The 22,053-nt window shown below is 69.7% G+C and carries 23 protein-coding genes and 1 tRNA gene; 9 read left to right on the forward strand and 15 right to left on the reverse strand.

The genetic code is table 11. From position 1 onward, the window contains the following. Positions 1-14: 14 nt before the first annotated feature. On the forward strand, positions 15-926 hold the full coding sequence (locus BLT72_RS00620; RefSeq protein ID WP_091408687.1) for a 1,4-dihydroxy-2-naphthoyl-CoA synthase: 912 nt from the start codon (positions 15-17) through the stop codon (positions 924-926). A 311-nt stretch (positions 927-1,237) separates the two neighbouring features. Here the strand turns inward: BLT72_RS00620 and upp are convergent, their stop codons facing one another. After that, entirely contained in the window at positions 1,238-1,879 is a 642-nt protein-coding gene (gene upp / locus BLT72_RS00625) for a uracil phosphoribosyltransferase (RefSeq protein ID WP_091408689.1), read from the reverse strand. Between the two features lie 121 nt (positions 1,880-2,000). Between upp and BLT72_RS00630 the strand changes: the two genes are divergently transcribed. The 7 genes from BLT72_RS00630 (at position 2,001) to BLT72_RS00655 (ending at position 5,723) form a co-directional block, all read left to right on the forward strand. Then, a complete protein-coding gene (locus BLT72_RS00630; protein WP_091408693.1) occupies positions 2,001-2,639 on the forward strand; it encodes a tRNA adenosine deaminase-associated protein in 639 nt (212 codons plus the stop codon). Between the two features lie 44 nt (positions 2,640-2,683). Next, on the forward strand, positions 2,684-3,112 hold the full coding sequence (gene tadA / locus BLT72_RS00635; RefSeq protein ID WP_091408696.1) for a tRNA adenosine(34) deaminase TadA: 429 nt from the start codon (positions 2,684-2,686) through the stop codon (positions 3,110-3,112). Positions 3,113-3,164: 52 nt separating this feature from the next. After that, positions 3,165-3,252: transfer RNA gene (locus BLT72_RS00640), tRNA-Ser, on the forward strand. 124 nt (positions 3,253-3,376) lie between these two features. Further along, complete coding sequence (locus BLT72_RS00645) at positions 3,377-3,793, forward strand: hypothetical protein (protein ID WP_172825999.1); 417 nt, start codon at positions 3,377-3,379, stop codon at positions 3,791-3,793. A 35-nt stretch (positions 3,794-3,828) separates the two neighbouring features. After that, positions 3,829-4,740: a sugar phosphate isomerase/epimerase family protein gene (locus BLT72_RS00650; RefSeq protein ID WP_231930243.1), complete on the forward strand. Its 912-nt coding sequence runs from the start codon at positions 3,829-3,831 to the stop codon at positions 4,738-4,740. A 140-nt stretch (positions 4,741-4,880) separates the two neighbouring features. Further along, a complete protein-coding gene (locus BLT72_RS23240; RefSeq protein ID WP_280949240.1) occupies positions 4,881-5,009 on the forward strand; it encodes a hypothetical protein in 129 nt (42 codons plus the stop codon). Positions 5,010-5,261: 252 nt separating this feature from the next. Then, positions 5,262-5,723 (forward strand): hypothetical protein, encoded by a 462-nt coding sequence (locus BLT72_RS00655; protein ID WP_091408700.1) that lies wholly within the window; start codon positions 5,262-5,264, stop codon positions 5,721-5,723. An 810-nt stretch (positions 5,724-6,533) separates the two neighbouring features. On the opposite strand, the gene BLT72_RS23435 is transcribed toward BLT72_RS00655, so the two are convergent. From BLT72_RS23435 to BLT72_RS22895, 14 genes are all read right to left on the reverse strand, one after another. Continuing rightward, entirely contained in the window at positions 6,534-6,986 is a 453-nt protein-coding gene (locus tag BLT72_RS23435) for an IclR family transcriptional regulator (protein WP_091408703.1), read from the reverse strand. Between the two features lie 189 nt (positions 6,987-7,175). Then, entirely contained in the window at positions 7,176-8,582 is a 1,407-nt protein-coding gene (locus BLT72_RS00665) for an NAD-dependent malic enzyme (RefSeq protein ID WP_091408707.1), read from the reverse strand. Between the two features lie 37 nt (positions 8,583-8,619). Then, a complete protein-coding gene (locus tag BLT72_RS00670) occupies positions 8,620-9,177 on the reverse strand; it encodes an adenylate kinase (protein ID WP_091416364.1) in 558 nt (185 codons plus the stop codon). A gap of 62 nt (positions 9,178-9,239) precedes the next feature. Continuing rightward, the gene (gene ppsA, locus BLT72_RS00675; protein WP_091408711.1) at positions 9,240-11,654 is read right to left on the reverse strand and encodes a phosphoenolpyruvate synthase; all 2,415 of its coding nucleotides are present in this window, start codon (positions 11,652-11,654) and stop codon (positions 9,240-9,242) included. A gap of 27 nt (positions 11,655-11,681) precedes the next feature. After that, complete coding sequence (locus BLT72_RS00680; RefSeq protein ID WP_280949267.1) at positions 11,682-12,476, reverse strand: pyruvate, water dikinase regulatory protein; 795 nt, start codon at positions 12,474-12,476, stop codon at positions 11,682-11,684. Between the two features lie 623 nt (positions 12,477-13,099). Further along, the gene (locus BLT72_RS00685) at positions 13,100-13,840 is read right to left on the reverse strand and encodes an IclR family transcriptional regulator (protein ID WP_091408716.1); all 741 of its coding nucleotides are present in this window, start codon (positions 13,838-13,840) and stop codon (positions 13,100-13,102) included. Next, positions 13,840-14,619, reverse strand: a complete 780-nt coding sequence (locus BLT72_RS00690) for an IclR family transcriptional regulator (protein WP_091408720.1) — start codon at positions 14,617-14,619, stop codon at positions 13,840-13,842. Before BLT72_RS00690 ends, BLT72_RS00685 begins: the two co-directional genes overlap by 1 nt. A 261-nt stretch (positions 14,620-14,880) precedes the next feature. Next, the gene (locus BLT72_RS00695) at positions 14,881-15,879 is read right to left on the reverse strand and encodes a Gfo/Idh/MocA family protein (protein ID WP_091408724.1); all 999 of its coding nucleotides are present in this window, start codon (positions 15,877-15,879) and stop codon (positions 14,881-14,883) included. Continuing rightward, on the reverse strand, positions 15,876-16,781 hold the full coding sequence (locus BLT72_RS00700; protein ID WP_091408727.1) for a sugar phosphate isomerase/epimerase family protein: 906 nt from the start codon (positions 16,779-16,781) through the stop codon (positions 15,876-15,878). Before BLT72_RS00700 ends, BLT72_RS00695 begins: the two co-directional genes overlap by 4 nt. Continuing rightward, positions 16,778-17,794, reverse strand: coding sequence for a Gfo/Idh/MocA family protein (locus tag BLT72_RS00705; RefSeq protein ID WP_091408730.1), 1,017 nt, complete (start codon positions 17,792-17,794; stop codon positions 16,778-16,780). Before BLT72_RS00705 ends, BLT72_RS00700 begins: the two co-directional genes overlap by 4 nt. Before the next feature lie 45 nt (positions 17,795-17,839). Next, on the reverse strand, positions 17,840-18,781 hold the full coding sequence (locus tag BLT72_RS00710) for a transketolase family protein (protein WP_091408733.1): 942 nt from the start codon (positions 18,779-18,781) through the stop codon (positions 17,840-17,842). Continuing rightward, a complete protein-coding gene (locus tag BLT72_RS00715) occupies positions 18,778-19,725 on the reverse strand; it encodes a transketolase (RefSeq protein ID WP_231930248.1) in 948 nt (315 codons plus the stop codon). The genes BLT72_RS00710 and BLT72_RS00715 overlap by 4 nt, the downstream gene beginning before the upstream one ends. A 77-nt stretch (positions 19,726-19,802) precedes the next feature. Continuing rightward, a complete protein-coding gene (locus tag BLT72_RS00720; RefSeq protein ID WP_425349254.1) occupies positions 19,803-20,504 on the reverse strand; it encodes a Gfo/Idh/MocA family protein in 702 nt (233 codons plus the stop codon). Next, positions 20,398-20,991, reverse strand: a complete 594-nt coding sequence (locus BLT72_RS22895) for a Gfo/Idh/MocA family protein (protein WP_231930250.1) — start codon at positions 20,989-20,991, stop codon at positions 20,398-20,400. The genes BLT72_RS00720 and BLT72_RS22895 overlap by 107 nt, the downstream gene beginning before the upstream one ends. Positions 20,992-21,188: 197 nt before the next feature. Here BLT72_RS22895 and iolB point away from each other — a divergent pair, with 197 nt between their 5' ends. Next, positions 21,189-22,031, forward strand: coding sequence for a 5-deoxy-glucuronate isomerase (iolB, locus tag BLT72_RS00730; protein WP_157720208.1), 843 nt, complete (start codon positions 21,189-21,191; stop codon positions 22,029-22,031). Positions 22,032-22,053: the final 22 nt, after the last annotated feature.

Genomic DNA, 22,053 nt, shown 5'->3' on the forward strand with positions numbered 1-22,053 from the left:
GCTACGGTGAGCCGGTGAGCCAGCCCGAGGTCGCCCAGCCGTTCCAGCCCGCGCTGTGGCGGGAGGTCCCGGGCTTCGAGCTCACCGACGTCACCTACCACCGCGCCGTCGACGCGCCCGTCGTCCGGGTCGCGTTCGACCGGCCCGAGGTGCGCAACGCCTTCCGGCCGCACACGGTGGACGAGCTGTACCGGGTGCTCGACCACGCCCGGAGGTCCTCCGACGTCGGCGCGGTGCTGCTGACCGGCAACGGCCCCTCCCCGAAGGACGGCGGCTGGGCCTTCTGCAGTGGTGGCGACCAGCGCATCCGGGGCCGCTCCGGCTACACCTACGCCCAGGACGAGGCACCCGCGCAGGTGGACCCGGCGGCCGCGGGCCGGCTGCACGTCCTGGAGGTGCAGCGGCTGATCCGCTTCATGCCCAAGGTGGTGATCGCCCTGGTCGGCGGCTGGGCGGCCGGCGGCGGGCACAGCCTGCACGTCGTCTGCGACCTCACGCTGGCCAGCGCCGAGCACGCGCGGTTCAAGCAGACCGACGCCGACGTCGGCTCCTTCGACGCCGGCTTCGGTTCCGCCTACCTCGCCCGCCAGGTGGGGCAGAAGTTCGCGCGCGAGATCTTCTTCCTCGGCGAGACCTACACGGCGGAGGACGCGCTCCGGATGGGCATGGTCAACCGGGTCGTCCCGCACGCCGAGCTGGAGAGCGTTGGGCTGGAGTGGGGCAAGGCCATCTGCCGCAAGAGCCCGACGGCCCAGCGGATGCTGAAGTTCGCCTTCAACGCCGTCGACGACGGCCTGGTGGGTCAGCAGGTGTTCGCCGGCGAGACCACCCGGCTGGCCTACATGACCGACGAGGCGGTCGAGGGCCGGGACGCCTTCCTCGAGAAGCGCCCGCCCGACTGGTCGGCCTTCCCCTACTACTACTGAGGGCCCGGAGCCGGCCGCTCCGGCCGCTCCGGCGCGCGGTCGTCCGGGCCACTCCCCGGGCCGCCCTGCGGCCGCCCTCCGCCCGCCAGGGCGCCTGACCACCCCCGGGGCGGAGCCCCGCCCCCACTTCACACCCCTGCTGTGCACTTCACACCCCGTGCAAGGGGTGCGCGGACCACCGCAGGGGTGTGAAGTGGGGGACCGGGCTGGGCCCGGGTCGCCGGGCTGGCCCCGGGCGTCGGCTCACTGCGGGGAGGCGGGGCCCCGTCGGGCAGGGGCCGGGCGTCCGCCCGGTCAGCCGGCCGCGGCGGTCAGTCGACGACGCCGTACAGCCGGTCGCCCGCGTCGCCGAGCCCGGGCACGATGTAGCCGACCTCGTTGAGCTTCTCGTCCATCCCCGCGAGGACGACCGTGCACGGCACGCCCAGCCCGTCGAGCAGCCCGCGCAGCCGTTCGACGCCCTCCGGGGCGGCGATCAGGCAGATGCAGGTGATGTGGTCCGCGCCCCGCTTCGCCAGGAACTGGACCGCCGCGGCCAGCGTGCCCCCGGTCGCCAGCATGGGGTCCAGCACGTAGCACTGGCGGCCCGAGAGGTCGTCCGGCAGGCGCTCGGCGTAGGTGGCCGCCTCCAGCGTCTCCTCGTTGCGGACCATGCCGAGGAAGCCGACCTCGGCCGTCGGGATCAGCCGGGTCATCCCCTCGAGCATGCCCAGGCCGGCGCGCAGGATGGGCACCACCAGGGGCCGCGGCGTCGACAGCCGGACGCCGACGGTGGTGGCCAGCGGCGTCTGCACCGCCTGCGGCGTGACCCGGACCTCCCGGGTCGCCTCGTAGGCCAGCAGGGTCACCAGCTCCTCGGTGAGCCGCCGGAACGTCGGCGAGTCCGTCGCCTGGTCGCGGAGCACGGTGAGCTTGTGAGAGACGAGGGGGTGCTCGACGATGCGGAGGTCCACGGGGTGAACGTTAGCGCTCCGGAACCGGTCGGGGATCGGTGTCGTACCCCGGCCTGATGTCTGACACCATGGGGCGGTCGGCCCGACGGCCGCCGGTGGACGAGCGTGATGGAGGGGCGGCGTGTCGGACTTCGACGACGACGAGTACGAGTCGTTCGACCTGGACGGACCCGCTCCCGACTCCCGGCCGGGGACGGCCCCCGCCGCGACGACCGCGGCCCCCGACGTCGACGACGACGACGACGAGGATGACGACGACGACGACCTCGAGGACGCCGCCGACGACGAGATCGACTTCGTCATCTCGGCGTACCGCGAGGAGGGCCAGCTGGTGGTCCAGGCCATGGACAACGACCTAGCCAACGACCTCGAGGAGCTGATCGCGCAGCTGCGGCGGCTCCCGGGCGACGCCGGTGCGCTGGGGTTCGTCAGCCTCGTCGAAGAGGTCTTCGTGGTGGCGCGGGTGCGCGGCCAGCACGTGCAGGTGCTGCTGAGCGACGGCGCCTCGGCCGGGGACTGGCCGATCGCCCACGACGTCGCCGACTTCCTGGACGAGGACATCCCCGACCCCGACGAGGACGACAGCGAGCCGATGGGTGACCTCGGGATCGTCGCCGACCTCGGCATGAGCGACTTCGACATGGCCGCGCTGATCGAGGACCTCGACCTGGGCAGCGACCAGATGCTCGTGGAGATCGCCGAGAAGATCAAGCTCAACCCGCAGTTCCGCAAGGTCGCCGAGGCGGCCGCGCACTCCTGAGCGGCCCGCCCGTGCCCGCGCCCGCAGGCGGCTGGTCGACGTCGATGCGTCTGGCCCTCGAGCACGCCCGCTCCGCGCAGGTGCACGGGGACGTCCCGGTCGGCGCCGTCGTGCTGGGTCCGGACGGCACCCTGCTCGCCTCGGCCGGCAACGAGCGCGAGCTCACCGGCGACCCGACGGCCCACGCCGAGGTGCTGGCCCTGCGCCGGGCCGCGGCGGTGCTGGGCTCCTGGCGGTTGACCGGCTGCAGCCTGGTCGTCACCCTCGAGCCGTGCACCATGTGCGCGGGCGCCCTGGTGCTGGCGCGGGTGCCGACCCTGGTCTTCGGGGCCTACGACCCCAAGGCCGGCGCCGTCGCCTCCCTGTTCGACGTGGTCCGCGACCCTCGGCTCAACCACCGGGTCGAGGTTCGCGGCGGCATCCTGGCCGCCGAGTGCGGCGCCCTGCTGAGGGATTTCTTCCTCACCCGCTGAGCCCCCGGCCTCGATTGGCGGGACAGGCCTCCCGTTGAGTAGCCTCTACGGCGGTGGCGTGTCTGAGCGGCCTAAAGAGCGCGCCTCGAAAGCGCGTGAGGGTAAAACCTCCGAGAGTTCAAATCTCTCCGCCACCGCCAGCCTGGCTAGGCAGGACGCCGGCGCAGCCCTCAGGGCGGCGCCGGCGTTCTGGTCCTCAGTCTCAGTTCTAGTCTCAGTTGGGGCCCCTGTCGACGGGCCGCGGCATCTGAAGAGGGTGGGCTCATGAAGCTCAAGCAGGAGGCTCGGGTGCTGCACCGCAGGGCGCTCTCCTCGCTGACGGTCGCCACGACGGCCTTCAACTCGCCCTCGGATGATGGCCGTGTCACTCAGGTCCTGCTGAGCCTTCAGCACTGCTCCGAGATGCTTCTCGAGGCCGCCTTCGTTCAGGCCGGCGTCCGAGTGTTCGACAAGCACCTGGGAAGGTCCATCGAGTTCGAGGCCTGCATCCGGCAGGCGTCCAGCAGCGCCACGCTCAAACTCAGCGACAGCGAGGCGGGAACGCCTCGCCCCATCGACGCCATGAGGGACGACGAGCAGCACTGGTTCAACGAGGTGAGTGAGCAGCTGCTATACCTCCACGCTCGGGCTGGGATCACCCTTTCGATGATCTGCAGCAACGCGTCTTCGGGGAGCACCTAGCCGACTGCCGTCCCTTGCGTGTGCTTCCCCTGTCCGTGGATCCTCCCCGCGACCTCGCGATCCTGATCGACGAGGAGTACTCCCAGATTGCGGCTCTGCTCGCACCCGGGCGCCGAGCCGCCACGAGGCACGAGGGCACCGGGGTGGGCATCGCGGGCCTGAACTGCAACGGCAACCCGCTGCATCCCGATCCGAAGATCGGTGGCCAGCACGCCGAGGACATCCGTCGCAGCATCCGGCTCGCGAACCGGCTCGGTCAGCACCGCGTGGTCACCATGTCCGGGCTGCCCGCCGGCGAGCCAGACGGCATCCGGCCCAACTGGGTCGTGAACGCGTGGAACTCCGCGGCCCTCGACGTGCTGGACCACCAATGGGGGATCGCCGAGACCTTCTGGCGAGAGATCGACCGCGAGGCGGCCGACCTCGATGTCAAGGTGGCCCTCGAGCTGCACCCGCAGAACCTCGTCTTCAACCCGGCCGGCATCAGGGAGCTGGTCGAGCGGACCGGCGCCACCCACGTCGGCGTCGAGCTCGACGCCTCCCACCTGTTCTGGCAGTGGATGGACCCAGTCGCGGTCGTCCAGGACCTCGGCCCGCTCGTCTTCCACGCCGCCGCCAAGGACGTCCGGATCAACCCGGCCGCCGCCGTGTACGGGGTACTCGACAACCGGTTCCGCAAGCTCGGCCCCGACGAGGACCGCACGAACGTCGGCGGCGACGAGTGGGCCAACGAGTGGCCCAAGAACGCTGCCTGGGACTTCGTCGCCCTCGGTCGCGGTCACGACCCCGTCTACTGGTCGACCTGGCTGGCCGCACTGCACGCAGTCGATCCCGACATGCTCGTCAACATCGAGCACGAAGACGTCACGCTCAGCCGCATCGAAGGCCTCGAGATCGCCGCCGACGTGCTCCTCGACGCCGCCCGCCGCGCCGGCATCCCCGGCTGATCAAGGGACGACCCGCGACCCGCCGCGCAACCCCCGACTTCCTCGGCGCCGGCGGGCCCGCCCGAAGTCCGACAGGCATCTCCGATGAGCCGGCCTGCGGCGTCGGTCGCGGCCGAGGGCCACGCTCGCCCTCCCTCTCGGTGCTGGTGCGGCTCGGGCTGGCCCCCGGCCTCTCGACGAGCCAGGGGGCCGGCGGCGCCTTCGGCTCGGCAGCGGCGCAGCACTGGTGGGCGGTCGCCCGCGACACCCCACCCTCGTCGACGACGTGAGCGGCGAGTCGCCCCTCGTGCACCCGCTCGACCCGGAGCAGGCGTGACCGAGGCCTAGCGGGAATCACGAGGACCTCCGATTGGATTCGGCTGAAGTAGAGGCCCACGACTTCGCCACGGCGGTCCTTCTTCACGTCAAGTCCCTGCGTCGACGAGGTCCGTGGTGACTACAACGAGACTGGGATCGCACATGACCGTGCGGTGCAACGGCGGCGATGTCCCATCGCCGCGGCTCGGGATATCTTTGGTCATGTGGATGGGTGGTCTGAGGGGGAGTGGCTGACTCTGCAGCTGGGGCCGGTATGGGTCATCAGCGCGCTCGTCGGTCGCAATCGGTTCGACGCGCTTGAGCAGGCGGCCTTCTGGCAGGGCGTCGATGACGCACCCCAGGAGTCGCCCTTGGGCTGGCAGCTGATGCGAGCCATGACTCGCAACCGCGAGTGGTTGCTCGACGAGTTCACGCTCGACGAGCGCTCCATCGTCTCAGGCCTGAACGAGGTCGCCTCGTTGCTCGAACGCGTCTCGCCGGAGGTCAGCAGAGACGCCCGCGAGTTCATGCTGCGCGTCGGCATGGCGCTGGCCCGGGCGCGGGGGCCGTTTGGTCAGCGCATGAGCGACCAGGACGCACTTACCCTCCAGCTCGTTGCGCAACTGCTGGAGACGACGAAGGAGACGGCGGAGAACAACCCGCTCAACGCAGCCGTTGCTATCTGAAACGCTCACTTGGGTTGGGTCGACCTAGGCATGGGGCCGTCGACAGGCTCGGGCGCAGAGGGGTAGAGGTGCGCGCCTGCGGAACTGGCGCTCGCGCTGTGAGTGACGGCAGTCGGTACCTGGGAGGAACGTGTTCTTCCGGAATGTCAGAGTCCTCGACCCGTCACGCCAAATCGGCTGCCATCAACAAGTCGAGTTTCCCTCGATCGACTCTTCGCTGCCTACGAGCCGAAGACAACCTCTCAGGTGAGCCTCGATCTGGTGGCGATCAAGCGTTGGTTCCTGTGTCGGACGGTTTGACGTGCATGTCCGCGAGGGGAGCCGATCATTGGGTGGCCCGCGCCGGCTCTGGCGCTGGGTCAACAAGACGTGTAGTGAGAGTCCGAATACCTCGGCACTAGGTAGGGACCCATGTATCAAGGACGTCGGCCGCGTCGGCCGCGTAGGACCTATTGAGCGAGCCGCCAAGGATCCCCCATGTGAAGCGGCCGAGGGCCAGCTGCTGGCGGGCAGCCGAGACCGGTCGATAGCTCTCTGGCCGCCTGCTGGACGCTCTCAGCGAGGAGACGTTCGCGGGGGAGGACCTTTCTCGCACCCCACAGACGCCGAGGCCCGCTATCGCGCGTCCGGACCTGTCGAAGACAGGGGCGCCAATCGCGGCAACCCCGACCGCGTCGCCAAAGTCGCCGACGCTGTAGTCGCGCAGCGGCGAGGTCTTCGAGCGCGACTTCGCGTAGCTGGCGACTGTTGGCGGTTCGGCCTCCAGTCCCGCCCGGAGTAGTTCTGAGAGCAACGCCGCTTGATCGTGCGCTAGCAAGGCCTGGGAGCACCGCCCTGGTGCAGTGGCTGTGAGTCTCCGACGTCGAGGTGCAGGATGCGCACGTTCCGAGGATGGTCGACGCGCTCGATGCAGACAGTTCTTGGGCCGGACGGAACGACCAGGTGGACCGCGAGACCGCAGCGCCCCGCCAAGCCCTTCATCAGCGGGTGGCCCAGTTGTCGCAGGTCGAGGCTGTCGACGAGGATGGCGCCGATCTCGAAGAGGCGGATGGTCAGCCGGAAGGCTGAGGCTGCATCTCTTCCGAGCCAGCCGGCTCCCTCCAGTGTGAGGAGAAGCCGGTATGTGGCGGTCTTGGAGTATCCGGATCTTCGGACGAGTTCCGCCAGCGTGAGCGAGGGTTCTCCTTGTCGGAAGCAGCCCAGGAGCCGGGTGGCTCGCACCACCGGATGGACCGCGGTCCGGCGGGGCTCGGTCTCCTGCATGTGGATTCCTTCATCTGCGGATCGGGTGGTCTGGGCGGTTGAAGGTTCCCCACCGATGAAGGCAGCGAGGCCCAGGGGAGAGTGAGACTTCCCGTCGGACGAGCGATGGTGTCGAGGTCGGTGAGGGGTTCGGTCAGCGACTGGGACTGTCAGGTTGTGTCCCTCCGCGCTGGTCGGTCAGATCAGGGATCAGCAGGCGAGCTCTGAATCCTGGGCCGCCGTCTCGGCGTGGCGTACGGCTTGGGCGACCGCCGGCGCGACGGAGGAGTCGAAGACGCTGGGGATGATGTAGCTGGCGTTGAGCTCCTCGGGGGCTACGCGGTCAGCGATGGCGTTGGCCGCGGCGCTGAGCATGACGTCGGTGATGTCGCGGAGACCGCCGTCGAGCAGTCCGCGGAACAGCCCGGGGAAGGCGAGCACGTTGTTGATCTGGTTGGGGAAGTCGCTGCGGCCGGTCGCGACCACGGCGGCGTGCTGCTGGGCGTCGAACGGGTCGATCTCCGGCACCGGGTTGGCCAGAGCGAACACGATGGCCTGGTCAGCCATGCGGGCGACGTCGCTGCCGGCAAGCAGGTCGGGAGCAGAGACGCCGATGAACACGTCGGCGCCGGGAAGGACGTCGAGGAGGGTACCGGTCCGCCGTTCGAGGTTGGTGTGGGCGACGAGCCAGTGCCGGGTGGCGCCGTCGTGGGGACCGGCTTCGTGGACGACTCCGTCTTTGTCGCAGCCGATGATGTTGGTGGCACCTTGCTGATGGAGGAGCTGGATGATGGCCGATCCTGCGGCTCCGGTGCCGGAGACGACGATGCGCACGTCCTCAATCTTCTTCCCGACGACGCGGAGTGCGTTGATCAGGGCGGCCAGCACCACGATCGCTGTGCCGTGCTGGTCGTCGTGGAAGACGGGGATGTCTAGTTCCGCTCGGAGGCGACGTTCGATGTCGAAGCATCGTGGTGCGGAGATGTCCTCGAGGTTGATCCCGCCGTAGACGGGGGCGATCGCCTTCACGACCTGGACGATCTCGTCGGCGTCCTGGGTGTCGAGGCAGACGGGCCACGCGTCGACGCCGGCAAAGCGTTTGAACAACGCGACCTTGCCCTCCATCACGGGTAGGGCGGCGGCAGGGCCGATGTTGCCGAGCCCGAGCACTGCGGATCCGTCGGTGACCACAGCGACGGTGTTGCGCTTGATGGTGAGCCGGCGGACGTCATCGGGATTCTCCGCGATGGCGAGGCAGACACGCGCGACGCCCGGTGTGTAGGCGCGGGAGAGGTCGTCGCGGTGCTTGAGCTCGATCTTCGGGGTGACTTCGATCTTGCCGCCGAGGTGCATCAGGAAGGTGCGGTCCGAGACCTTGCGGACCGTGAATCCGTCGAGGGCCTCGATGGCTTTGGTGATGGTGTCGGCGTGGGCGACGTCGCTGGCGTTGCAGCTGACGTCGACGACGATCGAGGTCGGGTGTGACTCGGCGACGTCAAGGGCGGTGACTGCCCCTCCGGCCTCGGCGACGACGCCGGAGAGCCGTGCGGTGGCGGCGGGGTCGGTCGGTGCCTCGACGCGGACGGTGATGGAGTACCCAGGGCTGAGCGTGGCCATGATGTGGTCCTTGCGTTCGTATGTCTCCGGGGAGGGGTCAGGAGGGCAGCGCGGTCAGAGCCTGGTTGATGCGGTGAGTGACGAGGTCGACGGGGCCGAGGCCGTCGACCTCGGCCAACAAGCCGCGCTGGCGGTACTCCGCGATCAGGGGGGCGGTCTGGTCGGCGTACAAGGCGAGGCGAGTACGGATCGTGCCCTCGGTGTCGTCGGTGCGGCCCTGCTCGCGCCCGCGGCGGAGCAGCCGGTGGACGAGCTCCTCCTCATCGGTCTGCAGGGCGATGACGACGTCCAGAGGTCCACCGGAGGCGGCGAGCATCGCGTCGAGGGTCCGGACCTGGGGGAGGGTGCGCGGGTACCCGTCGAGCACGAACCCGTGGCGGCAGTCGGTGCCGGCGAGCCGGTCGGCGACGATGGCGTTGGTGGTGTCGTCGTCGACGTAGCCGCCGCCGGCCATGGTGTCCCGGACCTGCGCGGCCAGCGGGGTGTCCGCGGTTTGCAGGGCGCGGAAGATGTCGCCGGTGGAGATGGCGGGGACGCGGCAACGGTCGGCCACACGATTGGACTGCGTGCCCTTGCCGGCTCCGGGCGGTCCCATGATGAGGAGCCGGGCGGGTCCTCGGCGGGCTGGTGTGGGTGCGGTGAGCAGGTCGGGGCTGCTCACGGCAGGTCGCGCCAGTTCGGGAGCGCCCGCTGAATCGTCGTGGCGGGGCTGAGCCCGGCCAGCCGCGTCCAGGTGTCCACCACGGTGTCGGGGTTCAGCGACATCGACTCGATGCCCTGGTCCACCAACCAGTCGGCCAGGTCCGGGTGGTCGCTGGGTCCTTGGCCGCAGATGCCGATGTACTTGCCGCGGGCCAGGCAGGCCTGGATGGCGCGGCTGATGAGGAACTTCACTGCGGGGTCGCGTTCGTCGAAGCCGGCGGCGACCAGGCCGGAGTCGCGGTCCAATCCGAGGGTGAGCTGCGTGAGGTCGTTGGAGCCGATGGAGAACCCGTCGAAGTGGTCGAGGAACTCGTCGGCCTGGATGGCGTTGGAGGGGATTTCGCACATCATGACCACCTGGAGGTGGTTGTCGCCTCGACGGAGCCCGTGCTGCGCGAGCAGGTCGATGACCCCGCGTGCCTCGGTGACCGTCCGGACGAACGGGATCATGATCTTGACGTTGGTCAGGCCCATCTGGTCGCGGACGTGGCTGAGGGCCTCGCACTCCATCGCGAAGCACTCGGCGAAGTCGGGGGAGAGATAGCGGGAGGCGCCCCGGAACCCGATCATCGGGTTCTCCTCGTCGGGCTCGTAGAGCTCGCCCCCCACCAGGTTGGCGTACTCGTTCGACTTGAAGTCGCTCATCCGCACGATGACCGGCTTCGGGGCGAAGGCGGCGGCCAGCATCGAGATGCCTTCGGCGACCCGGGTGACGAAGTAGTCCCGGGGGCTGGGGTAGGCGGCAACAGCGGCGGCGACGCGGTCGCGGACCGGCCCCCGCAGCTTGTCGAAGTCGAGCAGCGCCCGGGGGTGAATGCCGATCTGACGGTTGATGATGAACTCCAGCCGGGCCAGCCCTACGCCCTCGTTGGGGATCCGGGAGAAGGCGAAGGCCTGGTCGGGGGTGCCGATGTTCATCATGATCTTGACCGGGACCTCGGGCATGGTCGTGAGTTCGGTCTCCTCGACAGCGAAGTCGAGCAGCCCGTCGTAGACGTATCCCGTGTCGCCCTCAGCGCAGGAGACGGTGACCAACCTCCCGTCGGCCAGGTCGGCGGTGGCGGAGCCCGTGCCGACCACGGCGGGGATGCCGAGCTCGCGGGCGATGATCGCGGCGTGGCAGGTGCGGCCGCCGCGGTTGGTCACGATGGCGGCGGCGCGTTTCATGATCGGTTCCCAGTCGGGGTCGGTCATGTCGGCGACCAGGACGTCGCCAGGGGTGAACGTGTGCATGTCCTCCACCGACGCCAGGACCCGCACGGCGCCTGCCCCGACCTTCTGCCCGATCGCGCGTCCCTCGGACAGCAACAGGCCGCGCCCGACCAGCTTGTAACGCGAGACGTGGCCGGCGGTCTGGCGCGACTTCACCGTCTCCGGGCGCGCCTGGAGGATGTACAGAAGGCCGTCGTGGCCGTCGCGGGCCCACTCGATGTCCATGGGCCGGCCGTAGTGCTGCTCGATCGTGACGGCGTGCTGGGCGAGCTCGGTGACCTCGGCGTCGGTGAGGCTGAGCAGTGCACGCTCTGCCGGTTCGACGTCGACGAACTCGGTGGTCCGGCCGACGGCGGAGTCGCCGGTGTAGACCATCTTGACCGCCTTCTCCCCGACGCTGCGCTTGAGGATGGCCGGGCGGGACCCGGCGAGAGCCGGCTTGTAGACGTAGAACTCGTCAGGGTTGACCGCACCCTGGACGACGGCCTCACCGAGACCGTAGGAGGAGGTGATGAAGACGGCGTCGGTGAAGCCGGACTCGGTGTCCATGGTGAACATGACCCCGGAGGCGCCGACGTCGGCACGCACCATCTGCTGCACCCCGGCGGAGAGGGCGACCGCCTCGTGGTCGAAGTGGTGGTGGACCCGGTAGGCGATGGCGCGGTCGTTGTACAACGAGGCGAACACCTCCTTGATGGCCTGGAGAACTGCCTCGGTGCCGCGGATGTTGAGGAAGGTCTCCTGCTGGCCGGCGAAGGATGCGTCGGGAAGGTCTTCGGCGGTGGCGCTGGAGCGGACGGCGAAGGAGGCCTCCTGATCTCCGTCAGCCAGTTCGCCGTAGGCGACGCGGATCTCCGCTTCCAGGTCGGCGGGGAAGGGCTGGGCCACCACGGCCTCGCGGATGCGGCCACCCACCTCGACCAGACGAGGGACGTCGTCGGTGTCGAGATCGTGGAGCTGCTCGGCGATGAAGTCGGCCAGGCCCTGGTGGGCGATGAACCGCCGGTAGGCCTCGGCGGTCGTGGCGAACCCGTCGGGCACCCTGACGCCGGCTTTCGACAAGTTCTGGACCATCTCACCCAGGGAGGAGTTCTTGCCCCCCACTTGCTCGAGGTCGGCAAGTCCGAGCTCGGAGAACCACAGCACGTTGGTGCTCACGGCGTTCCTTTCGGTGTATCGGGATGGTCACGCGTTGGCGGCGAGGCGCTGCAGGATGACCGTGGACATCTCCTCGACGGACTTGGCGGAGGAGTTGATGGTGGGCAGGTCGTGGGTGGAGAAGAGCGCCTCGGCGCGACGCAGCTCCCAGGTGCACTGCTCCAGGGAGGCGTAGGTGGAGTGGGGGCGGCGCTCTTGCCGGACCTGCCGGAGCCGCGCGGGGGTGGTGGTGATGCCGAAGCAGCGGTCCCGCAGCGCTCGGATCGGACGAGGCAGCACGGTCTGCTCGAGGTCCTCCTCGACCAGCGGGTAGTTGGCGACGAGGAGACCATGCTGGAGGGCCAGGTACATGGTGGTCGGCGTCTTCCCGCACCGAGACGGCGCGACCAGGATGACGTCGGCCTTGCCGAGCGCACGGAGGCTCTGACCGTCGTCGTGTTCGATGGCGTACTCCACGGCGGCCATGCGGGCGTTGTAGCGCTTGATGTCTCCCACGCCGTGCAGCTGGGAGGCGACCCGCTCACCCTTGGCGTCGAGGATCGCCTCGACCCGGGTCATGTGCATGTCGAAGAAGTCGATGATGGGGCAGCGCGACGTGTGCAGCTCCGTCCGGATCTCCTCGACCGCTGCGGTGGCGAACGCCAGCGGCGTCACCTCGCCGTCCATGGCGGCGTCGAGGATGGCGACGACTTTCCGCGCCTCATCGACTGAGGTGATGAAGGGGATGAGTCGTCGGTCGAAGCGCAAGTAGGGGAACTGGATGAGGAGCGCGTTCCCCATGGTCTCTGCGCTGATCCCGGTGGAGTCGGACAGGAAGAACACAGGGACGGCGGGCCGGTCGGTAACCGAGGACGCGTGGTGCCGCAGAGCAGTCAGGCTCTCGCCCGCAGCGGGGTCGCCGGGGCCGCTCGCTGCCTGGCTGGGCCTGCTGCTGTCCATGGGCTTGCCCTTCTCGCGATGGAGAGATCGGAGGCAGGCACTCCTGCTCCAGGGTCTGCATGGATGACTGATGCCCCCAGGCGATGGCGATAGGTTATCGCCTATCGGACAGTTTGTACACTACGCGATAAGACGCGAGCCGCGGACGCTTCTCAGGTCGTCGACACCCGGGCCGGGCCAGAGCAGTCCAAGGCCTACTCGCTGCTGCCCGCCACGCCCAGGTGCGAGGTCGACCCTCGGCGCAGCCTCACCGCGCCGGTGGATGAGGACCGGCGCGAGGACGTCGCCGTCGAGGTCACGCCTCGGTGCCAGGTACCCGAGGTGCGTCCGGCCGAACGTGACGAGATCGGTGATGGCCTGGTGGTGTGCTCGAGCGTTGCACAAGCCGCGGTGGAGTTGGAGCTGCCCTCGATGACGATGCTTCCGGCTCGGGGGTCCGCAGAGCGCCGTCGGCGTCCTGGTTCCAGCGCTGACTGTCGGCGTGGAGGACGGCTCGCTGCGACTGGCTAGCTGCTGGCCAGCCGCGTCGCTGCCGACTGCAGGGCCGCGGTGAAGCCGGGGCGGTTGGCGCGCAGGTCGCCGGCGAGGCCACCGAGGGACAGAGCCCCTCTCAGGGTTCCGTCGTGGAGGAGGGGGACGCCGAGCGCGCCGATGCCCGGGGTGACGTCCTCGTCAGAGATGCTGTAGCCGCGGCTCCTGGTCGCCGCGACGTCAGCACGGAGCTCATCCGCGCCGGTCAGGGTGTGCTCGGTGAAGGGTGGAAAGGGCGCGTCTTCCAGGTATTCCTCGAGCGGTTCCGGCCGGAAGGCGAGCGTGACCCGGCCGGCTGCGCCGGCGTAGAGAGGCAGGGTGCGGCCGGGTTTGAGGGCCAGCACGCTCACCCCGCGGCCCCGGGACCAGTCGATGCAGACGGCCCGGTCCGCCCGCGGCACGCTGAGGTAGACGGTCTGTCCGGTGGCACTGGCGAGCTCGTCGAGAACCTCCCGGGCGCCTGCCCACTCGGTCATGCCCGTGCGGGTGGCGTCGGCCAGCCTCAGCCACTGCAAGCCGACGCGGAGCCGGCCGTCCGGAGTCGGCTCGATCAGCCGAGCTTGCGTCAAGGCGTCCGCGAGCCGGTAGAGGCTGGGTCTGGGCATGCCGACCTGCTCGGCGGCGTCGGCCGTGCTCATCGGCCCACGCTCGGCGAGCAGCTGCACCAGTTTCGAGGAGCGTTGCAGGATGCCCATCGGTAACGCTTCCGTCGGCATCAGCTGTCCTCCCAGCCCAGAGCTGCGCTGGCCTGGGCGGCGGCCTTGAGGAGGAGTGTGACGTTGGTCTCGAGGACCGGAGTCGCGAGGACCTGGCCGCGGAGGCCGCTGATGGACAGTGACCCGTCGACCTCGCCCCGGTGGTTGAACACCGGCGCGCCGAGAGCGGCGATGCCTGGGGTGACGTCGCCGTCGGAGATGGAGTAGCCCTGGGTTCTGATCTGGGCGAGATCAGCCCGGAGAGTGGCGAGTGCTGGTGGCGGTGGGTCGTCGCGGAGCCGTCCGGTGGTGTCGGACAGGACAGCGTCCTGCTCAGCGGGCGCGAGGAAGGCGAGCAGGGCACGGGGAGCCGCTCCCGCGTAGAGGGGGAGTGAGCCACCGAGCTGCATGGCGAGGGACTGGACTGCGAATCCTTCGAGACGTTCGAGGCACACAGCGCGGGCGCCTCGGCGGACGCACAGGAAGCTGGTGACGCCGATCGCGTCGACCAGGGTCCGGAGCGAGGGCAAGCATGCTTCGCGGATGTCCAGCTGATCTTCGACCAGCCCACCGATCGTCATGAGCGAGAGACCCAGCCGATAGGTCCCACGCTTGGGGCCACGGTCGACCCACCCGGTCGCCGTCAGGCTCTGCAGGAGCCGGTAGACGGAGCTGAGGGGCTCCTGGAGTGTGGCGGCGAGGTCGGCGGCAGTCGTGTCGCCGCGATCCTCGAGGGTTCGCAGGACGGCGGCGACCTTGCTGATGATCTCGAGGCCGCCGGAGTCGCGAGCCGGATCCATAGTACGGGCAAGTCTGTCACGGCCCTGGGTGTCTCCGGTCGCAGGCGGCGGCGCGGACAGGTTTCGCCGCTCAGGACGTCCTCTCAACGCTCTCCCACCTTCAAGTTGGGTCGACAGCACGGCAGTCGTGTTGTTGCAGCTGCTGCTCCAGGCCTCGGCGTGGTTGATCTCCTGCTGGTGGTGCCGTGCTGAGCGCGAGGTCCAGGCGGCGGCGGAGGAGGCGACTGTCGTCGCCGTCGGGGGGGCAGTGCGCGGCCGGGTTCATGCTGTCCCGCGGGGGAGGAGGCCGGCGGTCCGGTAGCACGCGTCGACGAGTTCCATGGTCGCGACGGTGTCCGCGGTCGTGGTGGGGAACGGCCGGCCGTCCCGGATCGCGGCGACGAAGGTCTCGAGCTGGTAGCTGTACGTGGAGCGGGCGTCGAGGTGCTCGACGCGGTCCTGACCGTCGACGGTGATGAGCAGCCGGTCGTCATCGTGAGGGTGGACGAAGTCGGCGAACAGCGCTGATCCTCGCGACCCCGTGGCCGCGATCGTCATGGTGAAGGCGCTCGCGGCCATGTCCACGTGAGCGAAGGCCGGGACGCCGTCAAGAAGGCGGAGCTCGGCCTCGAAGGACTCGTCGATCTGGGGGCGTCCTGCTCGCTGCGTTGCCGTGGCGGCCACCAGGGTCGGCTCGGCGCCCTGTAGTCCGGCGACGGACCGGATGACGTGAACGCAGTAGCAGCCCAAGTCCATCATGGCGCCCCCGGAAAGTGGCCAGGACCAGCGCAGGTCGTCCTCGTCGGGTGCCGGCATCGCCATGGTGACGTCGAGATGCTCGAAGTCGCCGATGGCCTCACCGGACACGATCTGGGCCAGCCGGTCGAACTGGGGGTGGTACCGGTAGTGGAAGCCCTCGAGGACGACCAGTCCCGTTCCCGCTGCTGCGTCGTGGACGCGGGCGGCCTCGGCTGCGTTGCTGGCGGCCGGCTTCTCCGTGAGCACGTGCTTCCGGGCCGCGATCGCGGCCAGGTTCCAGGGCGCGTGAGCGCTGTTGGGCAACGGATTGTAGATGGCCTCGACCTCGGGGTCGGCGATGACGTCGGCGTAGCTGTCGTGCACCCGTTCGATGCCGTGCTCGCGCGCGTACGCCTCGCTGCGTCCGCGGTCGCGAGTGGCCACGGCGACCAGGCGCACCCCCAGCTCGGCAGCCGGACCGAGCAGCGAGACGTCGCTGATCCGGGCCGCACCGAGGACGCCGAGCCGCAGCGGCTCGCTCATGAGGGCACCTGCCCCGAGACCGGTCCGGCGCGCCGGTCGGCCTCCGCAAAGCTGGCGAGTGCTGCGTCGCGGGCCCGCACGAGGGCGTCGGTGACCGGCAACGAGCGCGACGTGACGGACATGTCCTCGACGCCCCAGGGCCCGGTCCAGCCGATGTCCCGGACGGCGAGGATGAATGCGGCTACGTCGAAGTCTCCCTCCCCGCAGGGACGTCGGCGGTCGAACGTGTCCTCGAGCAGGGTGCCCACCGGCTCGGCGTCGCCGTCGTCGAGCTCGACGCCGAACAGGTGCGCCAGCGGCAGGGTATCGGCGATCACCTGGTAGTCGCTACCGCCGCGGTAGGCGTGCCAGATGTCCAGAACGACCCCGGCGTTCGGGTTGCCGACCTCGGTGACGAGAGCGATCGCCTCCTCGGTGGTCCGGATCCGGTAGGAGAAGGGCGTGTTCTCGAACCCGATCTTCACCCCGGCCCGAGCGGCGTCGTCGGCGAGAGCGTCGAAGGCCTCGCAGAACGGCCCGTACTCGATCGGGGCGCCCTCGTCGTCCGCTCCAACCTTGATGTTGTCGACCCCGAGCGCCGGGCAGGCCTCGAAGAGGTCCTTCCGGGCCGCGTCCGCCGCACGACGCCGCTCACCGTCGGCCCACCAGTCCGTCAGCCGCTCGAGCTGCACGGTGGTGATGCCGTGGTCACGCAGCGCCGAGGCGACCGTGCCCAGGCCGACCGTCTCGCGGGCCACGACGAGGTCCTCGCGGGTGAGGCCAAAGCCGGTGTACCCGGCCTCGGCCACCGCCCGGATCCGCGTCAGGACGTCCAGCGGGCTGAGCGGTCCGGTCCGGAAGGGTACGACGTTGCCGGCGGAGGTCCAGCACGCGGCGATCAGGTCAGGCGCGACCCCCGTCACGGCGCACTCGGCTTCGCACGGACCTCATCCATGCGCACCGGGCGGTGCTGGCGACGCGACAGGTCGGCCGCTTCGGCGATCCAGCCGACCTCGACGGCGTCAGCCACCGTGCAGGGCGAGGTCCGGCTGCCGGACACGACCTCGGTGAAGGCGTCCAGCTCGGCCCGGAACGCGTCGGCGAACCGGTCCATGAAGAAGGCGTGCGCCGTTCCGCCCGGGAAGCTCACCCCCGGCTCGGTGGAGCGGATGGGCCAGCGCTCCTCGAGACCGGCGGCGACGCTGTCCTTCGACCCGTGCACCTCGAGGCGGACGTCGTAGCCCCGCGCGTTGTAGCGGGAGTTCGAGACGACCGCGAGGGCCCCCGACTCCAGCGTGAGCACGGTGGCGGCGGTGTCCACGTCATCGCACTCGGCGAAGATCGCCGCGCCCTGGTTGGACCCGGTCGCGTACACCTCCACCACCTCCTGCCCGGTGACGAAGCGCACGGCGTCGAAGTCGTGCACGCTGCAGTCACGGAAGATCCCGCCCGAGGCCCGGACGTAGCCGTCGGGCGGTGGCGCCGGGTCCAGCGTGGTGGACCGCACCGTGTGCAGCCACCCGAGGCTGCCGTCGGCGACGGCCTCCCGCGCCGCGGCGAAGGCCGCGTCGAACCGGCGGGGGTACCCGATCTGGACCTGGACGCCGGAGGACGCGGCCCGACGCAGGATCTCCTCGCTCGCGTGCGGGTCGCTGGCGACCGGCTTCTCGCAGAAGGTGGGAAGACCCGCCTCGAGCGCGGCGAGGATCAGCTCGGGGTGCGCGTTCGTGGCAGCGGCGATGACCACCCCGTCGACCCCGGACCGCAGCAGCACCTCAGGGCTGTCCGCGGCTCCCGCGCCGAGCCGCTCGACGGTCTGGGCCACCAGGGCGGGCGCGGCGTCGTAGACGACGAGCGATTCGACCTGGTCGAGACTGCTCAGTGTGGTGGCGTGGAACGCTCCGATGCGCCCCAGACCGATCAGACCTAAACGCATGTGGACCTCTTCGACGAGTGCACGGACAACAGGGGGCGGAGCAGATCAGGCGGGAACGCGGGAGCCGAGGACGCCCGCGACCCGCCTGCTGACGAGTTCGGCGGAGAGTCCGTGCTTGGTGAGCATGAAGTCGTTCCCGGCGGACTCGCCCCAGGTGTCGCGAACGCCGATCCGCTCGATCCGTGGAGCCGGGCCCGTGGCCGTCAGCACTTCAGCGACCAGTCCGCCCAGCCCGCCCAGGACCGAGTGCTCCTCGGCGGTGACCACCAGGTCGTAGCCGGCAAGCTCGGCGCGCAGGGCGTCCTCGTCCAGCGGCTTCAGGCAGCCCACGTGGACGACCCGGGCCTCGATCCGCTTCGCCGCCAGCTGGTCGGCTGCGGCGAGCACCCGTCCGGTCTGGGGTCCGGTGGAGACCAGGGCCACGTCGGAGCCGTCCCGCAGCCGGTGCACGGCGCCCGGGGTGAAAGTGTGGTCGGGCCCGAACAGGTCCGGCACGGCGTCGCGGACGATGCGCAGGTAGACCGGACCCTCGTAGGTCTGTGCCCAGTCCATCATCGCGAGCAGCTCGGGGCCGTCGGCCGGCGCCAGCACGGTCATGTCCGGCATGGCCCTCATGATGGCCAGGTCCTGGACGTCGAGGTGGGTCTTGCCGACGGCGCCGATCAGCAGCCCCGAGTAGGAGCCGACGATCTTGACGTTCGCGTGGCTCTGCGCGACCAGCATCCGGACCGGGTCGATCGCCCGGTGGGTGAAGAACACCGTGAAGGAGGATGTCCAGGGGACGTAGCCCACACTGGCGAGCCCGGCCGCCGCGCCGATGAGGTTCTGCTCGGCGATGCCCATCTGGAAGAAGCGTTCGGGGTGCGCCTTGGCGAACTTGTCGACCTTGGTCGAGTTCGCCAGGTCGCCGTCGAGCACGACCGTGCGCGGGTCGCTCTGACCGAGCTCGACCAGCTTCTCGCCCCACACGTCTCGCATGGCCTTCATGCCTTCACTCCCGTTCTGCTGAGCTGGTGGTTGTCGAGCACGTCGAGCTCGTCGGCCTCGAGCTCTTGGCGTGCGCGCTCGAAGTCCTCCTGGGTCGGCACGATGCTGTGCCAGGTGTAGACGCCCTCGGCCAGGGACAGGCCCTTGCCCTTGACCGTGTGCGCGAGGATCACGGTCGGCCGGCCCTGCTGGTCTCCGGCGCGAGCCAGGTCGTATGCGCTCTTGATCTGGGCGTGGTCGTGCCCGTCGATCTCGACGACCCGCCAGCCGAAGGCGTGGAACACCGCGGCGAGGTCGACCCCGAACCACGGGTCGCGGCGGTCGCCGCGGTCGGTGAGGCTCGTCTCCTCCGAGGACGGCAGGCCGAACTGCTGCAGCCCATTGCGGTCGACGATCGCGGTCAGATTGGCCAGCTTGTAGCGCGCCGCCGCCTGGACCGCCTCCCAGACCATGCCCTCCTGGATCTCGCCGTCGCCGAGCAGCACCCAGGTGTGGAAATCCTTCTTCCCGAGCCGCGCCCCCAGGGCCATGCCGACGCCGACTGAGAGCCCCTGACCGAGTGAGCCGGTCGACGAGTCAACCCCGGGTAGCCGGGTCACGTCGGGGTGGCCCTGCAGCCGCGAGTCGCCCTTGTCGAAGGTTGCGAGCTCGTCCAGCGGCAGGTAGCCCTTGAGCGCGAGCACCGCGTACAGACCGATGGCTGCGTGCCCCTTGGAGAGGATGAACCGGTCGCGGTCGGGGTCGTCGGGCCGGGTGGGGTCGACGTTCAGCTCGTCGAAGTAGAGGTTCACGAGCAGGTCCATCATCGACAGCGGACCACCGATGTGGCCGGCTTTCGCGTTGGTCACCGCCTTGATCACCTGCCAGCGGGCCTGCTGTGCGATGGCGGCGAGCTCGCCTGGGTCTCGCTCCTGCTGGACGACGTCGGTACTCAAGGCTGTCACCTGGATCCTTGTTCGAGGGTGGTGGGGTAATACTCTATCGCCCTATGGACGTTACGTCCATCTGACGATAATTGTTCTCAGTGGGGGACGTCGACCCAGCGACGCTCGGCCGCTGACTGCTCCACGGCGTCCAGCACCTCGCAGACGCGCCAGCCCTCCTCGAAATCGCCATCCGCCGCCCGGTCCTCGGCGATGGCGTTCAGCCACTCGTGGACCTCGATGGTCTTGAGTTCGTGCACGCCGAGCGGCACGCCGGCGAAGGGCCAGAACGCTCCGTAGTCGCCGTGGCTGGGACCCAGCTCGACCTCCCGGTAGCCCTTGCGCTCGAGTGGGTCGCCGCTGACGTAGAGCCGCAGGGTGTGGATGTCCTGCTGCACGAACTGCAGGGCACCCTTGCTGCCGATGAGCTCGATGCTCTGGTGCCAGGTGCGGCCCGTAGCCACCCGGGAGGCCTCGATGTGGCCGCTGGCCCCGTTGGCGAACTCGACGAGGAAGGTTGTCGCGTCGTCGTTCTCGACCTCGTGGCGGGGCGCCCTCAGGTCGGCCCCGCTGCCGTACCCGAAGACCCCGGTAGGTTCGGGCCGGGTCTTGATGAAGGTCCTGCTCAGGCCTGAGACCGCGCTGATCGGACCCACGAGGACGTGGGCGAGCGACACGATGTGCGCTCCCAGGTCACCCAGCGCACCGGTGCCGGCGCGCTTCCGCTCGAAGCGCCAGGTGAACGGGACGTCGGGGTCGCTGCACGCGTCGAGCACGAAGCTCCCCGAGAAGCTCCAGATGTCGCCGAGGACGCCCTCGCGCACCAGCCGGCGCGCCTCGGCGATGGCCGGGTTGCGGAGGTAGTTGAAGCCCACCAGGGTCTTGACGCCTGCGGCCCTCGGCGGCTTCGTACATCTCCTTCGCGTCGGCGGCGCTGAGAGCCAGGGGCTTCTCGCAGTAGACGTGCTTCCCTGCCTCGATCGCCGCCATGGCGATCTCCTTGTGCAGGAAGTTCGGCGTGACGATGTCGACGACGTCGACCTCGGGGGCGACGACAGCCTCGCGCCAGTCGGTGGTCCAGCGCTCGTAGCCCAGGGACTCCGCCCCCCTGCGGGCGAGATCCGCGCTCGCGTCGGCCAGCACCGTGAACCGTGGCCGGAGCGGTGTGGTGCCGTAGACGCTCTCGACGTTGCGGTACCCCATGGTGTGCGACTTCGCCATCAAGCCGCTGCCGATCATGGCGACGCCGAGCTCGGGGACGGACGAGCTGACTTCTTGCAGGGTCATCTGTGACTCCCAGATCTGGGTTGCGAGGGTGCTCTGCTCACGGCGGGCGAGAGAGTGGAAAACTCTTCTTACCGGTGAGTGGACATTGCGTCCGTCCCACGATACGTTCATTTGCGTCCGGTGAGCAAGCGACCCCGAGTCGAGTCCGGCCGCGCATGTCCGAAGCAGTTCATCGTCGAACGGAGGGTCCACGACCCATGAGCACCCCGCAGGTCCTGGCCAAGGGCTGGGAGCAGATCAAGCCCGTAGACGCAGGGTGGACCTATGTCTCGTTCGCGGTAAAGGTTCTGGCTCCGGGCGAGACGCTGGAGCTGCTGGCCAACGACCAGGAGCGTGCCCTCGTCCCGCTCTCCGGCGTTGCCGAGGCGACCGCGGCCGGCGCGTCCTGGACCTTCGGCGGACGGCAGAGCGTGTTCGACGGCCTCGGCCACTGCCTTTACCTGCCCCGCGACACAGCGGTGACGGTGACCGCGACGACCGCGCTCGAGCTGGCCGTCGCCGAGGCGCCGGCGACGGAGAAGCACGAGCCCGTCCTGGTCACGCCCGACGACATCGGCATCGAGCTCCGCGGCGGGGGCAACGCCTCCCGCCAGGTGGGCAGCCTGATGCTGCCCGACTTCCCCGCCGACCGGCTGCACGTCGTCGAGGTCTGGACCCCTGGGGGCAACTGGTCGAGCTACCCGCCGCACAAGCACGAGCACGACGTCGAGGGCGAGTCCGAGCTCGAGGAGACCTACTACTACCGGTTGCGCGACCCCGAGAACGGCTGGGCGGTTCAGCGCGTCTACAGCCCGGAGCGTGACTTCGAGCTGATCCAGACGGTGCGTGACGGCGAGCTCTTGCTCATCCCTTGGGGCTACCACACGACCGTCGCTGCGCACGGCCACGACCTGTACTACCTGAACGTCTTGGCGGGACCGGCCCCCGAGCGGACGCTGCAAGCCTTCCAGGACCCCTGCCTCCGAGGAACGCAGGACGCCTGGGAGGCGGAGGGCATCGACAGCCGGCTGCCGTTCATCCCGCGCCACCCCAGCACCTGATCCGTCTCGTCCCCGTCCCGCT

It is taken from the genome of Friedmanniella luteola (genome assembly GCF_900105065.1).
In the GTDB taxonomy this organism is placed as follows: Bacteria; Actinomycetota; Actinomycetes; order Propionibacteriales; family Propionibacteriaceae; genus Microlunatus; species Microlunatus luteolus.

Excerpts from the sequence above, each read along its gene's own strand:
- BLT72_RS23435 (WP_091408703.1), bottom strand. The coding sequence starts at position 6,986 with ATGCAGGAGACCGAGCCCCGCCGGACCGCGGTCCATCCGGTGGTGCGA.
- BLT72_RS00690 (WP_091408720.1), bottom strand. The coding sequence starts at position 14,619 with ATGGATCCGGCTCGCGACTCCGGCGGCCTCGAGATCATCAGCAAGGTC.
- BLT72_RS00685 (WP_091408716.1), bottom strand. The coding sequence starts at position 13,840 with ATGCCGACGGAAGCGTTACCGATGGGCATCCTGCAACGCTCCTCGAAA.
- BLT72_RS22895 (WP_231930250.1), bottom strand. The coding sequence starts at position 20,991 with ATGACCCTGCAAGAAGTCAGCTCGTCCGTCCCCGAGCTCGGCGTCGCC.
- BLT72_RS00695 (WP_091408724.1), bottom strand. The coding sequence starts at position 15,879 with ATGAGCGAGCCGCTGCGGCTCGGCGTCCTCGGTGCGGCCCGGATCAGC.
- BLT72_RS00665 (WP_091408707.1), bottom strand. The coding sequence starts at position 8,582 with ATGGCCACGCTCAGCCCTGGGTACTCCATCACCGTCCGCGTCGAGGCA.
- BLT72_RS00710 (WP_091408733.1), bottom strand. The coding sequence starts at position 18,781 with ATGAAGGCCATGCGAGACGTGTGGGGCGAGAAGCTGGTCGAGCTCGGT.
- BLT72_RS00670 (WP_091416364.1), bottom strand. The coding sequence starts at position 9,177 with ATGGGACCGCCCGGAGCCGGCAAGGGCACGCAGTCCAATCGTGTGGCC.
- tadA (WP_091408696.1), top strand. The coding sequence starts at position 2,684 with ATGCGTCTGGCCCTCGAGCACGCCCGCTCCGCGCAGGTGCACGGGGAC.
- BLT72_RS00645 (WP_172825999.1), top strand. The coding sequence starts at position 3,377 with ATGAAGCTCAAGCAGGAGGCTCGGGTGCTGCACCGCAGGGCGCTCTCC.
- iolB (WP_157720208.1), top strand. The coding sequence starts at position 21,189 with ATGAGCACCCCGCAGGTCCTGGCCAAGGGCTGGGAGCAGATCAAGCCC.
- BLT72_RS00705 (WP_091408730.1), bottom strand. The coding sequence starts at position 17,794 with ATGCGTTTAGGTCTGATCGGTCTGGGGCGCATCGGAGCGTTCCACGCC.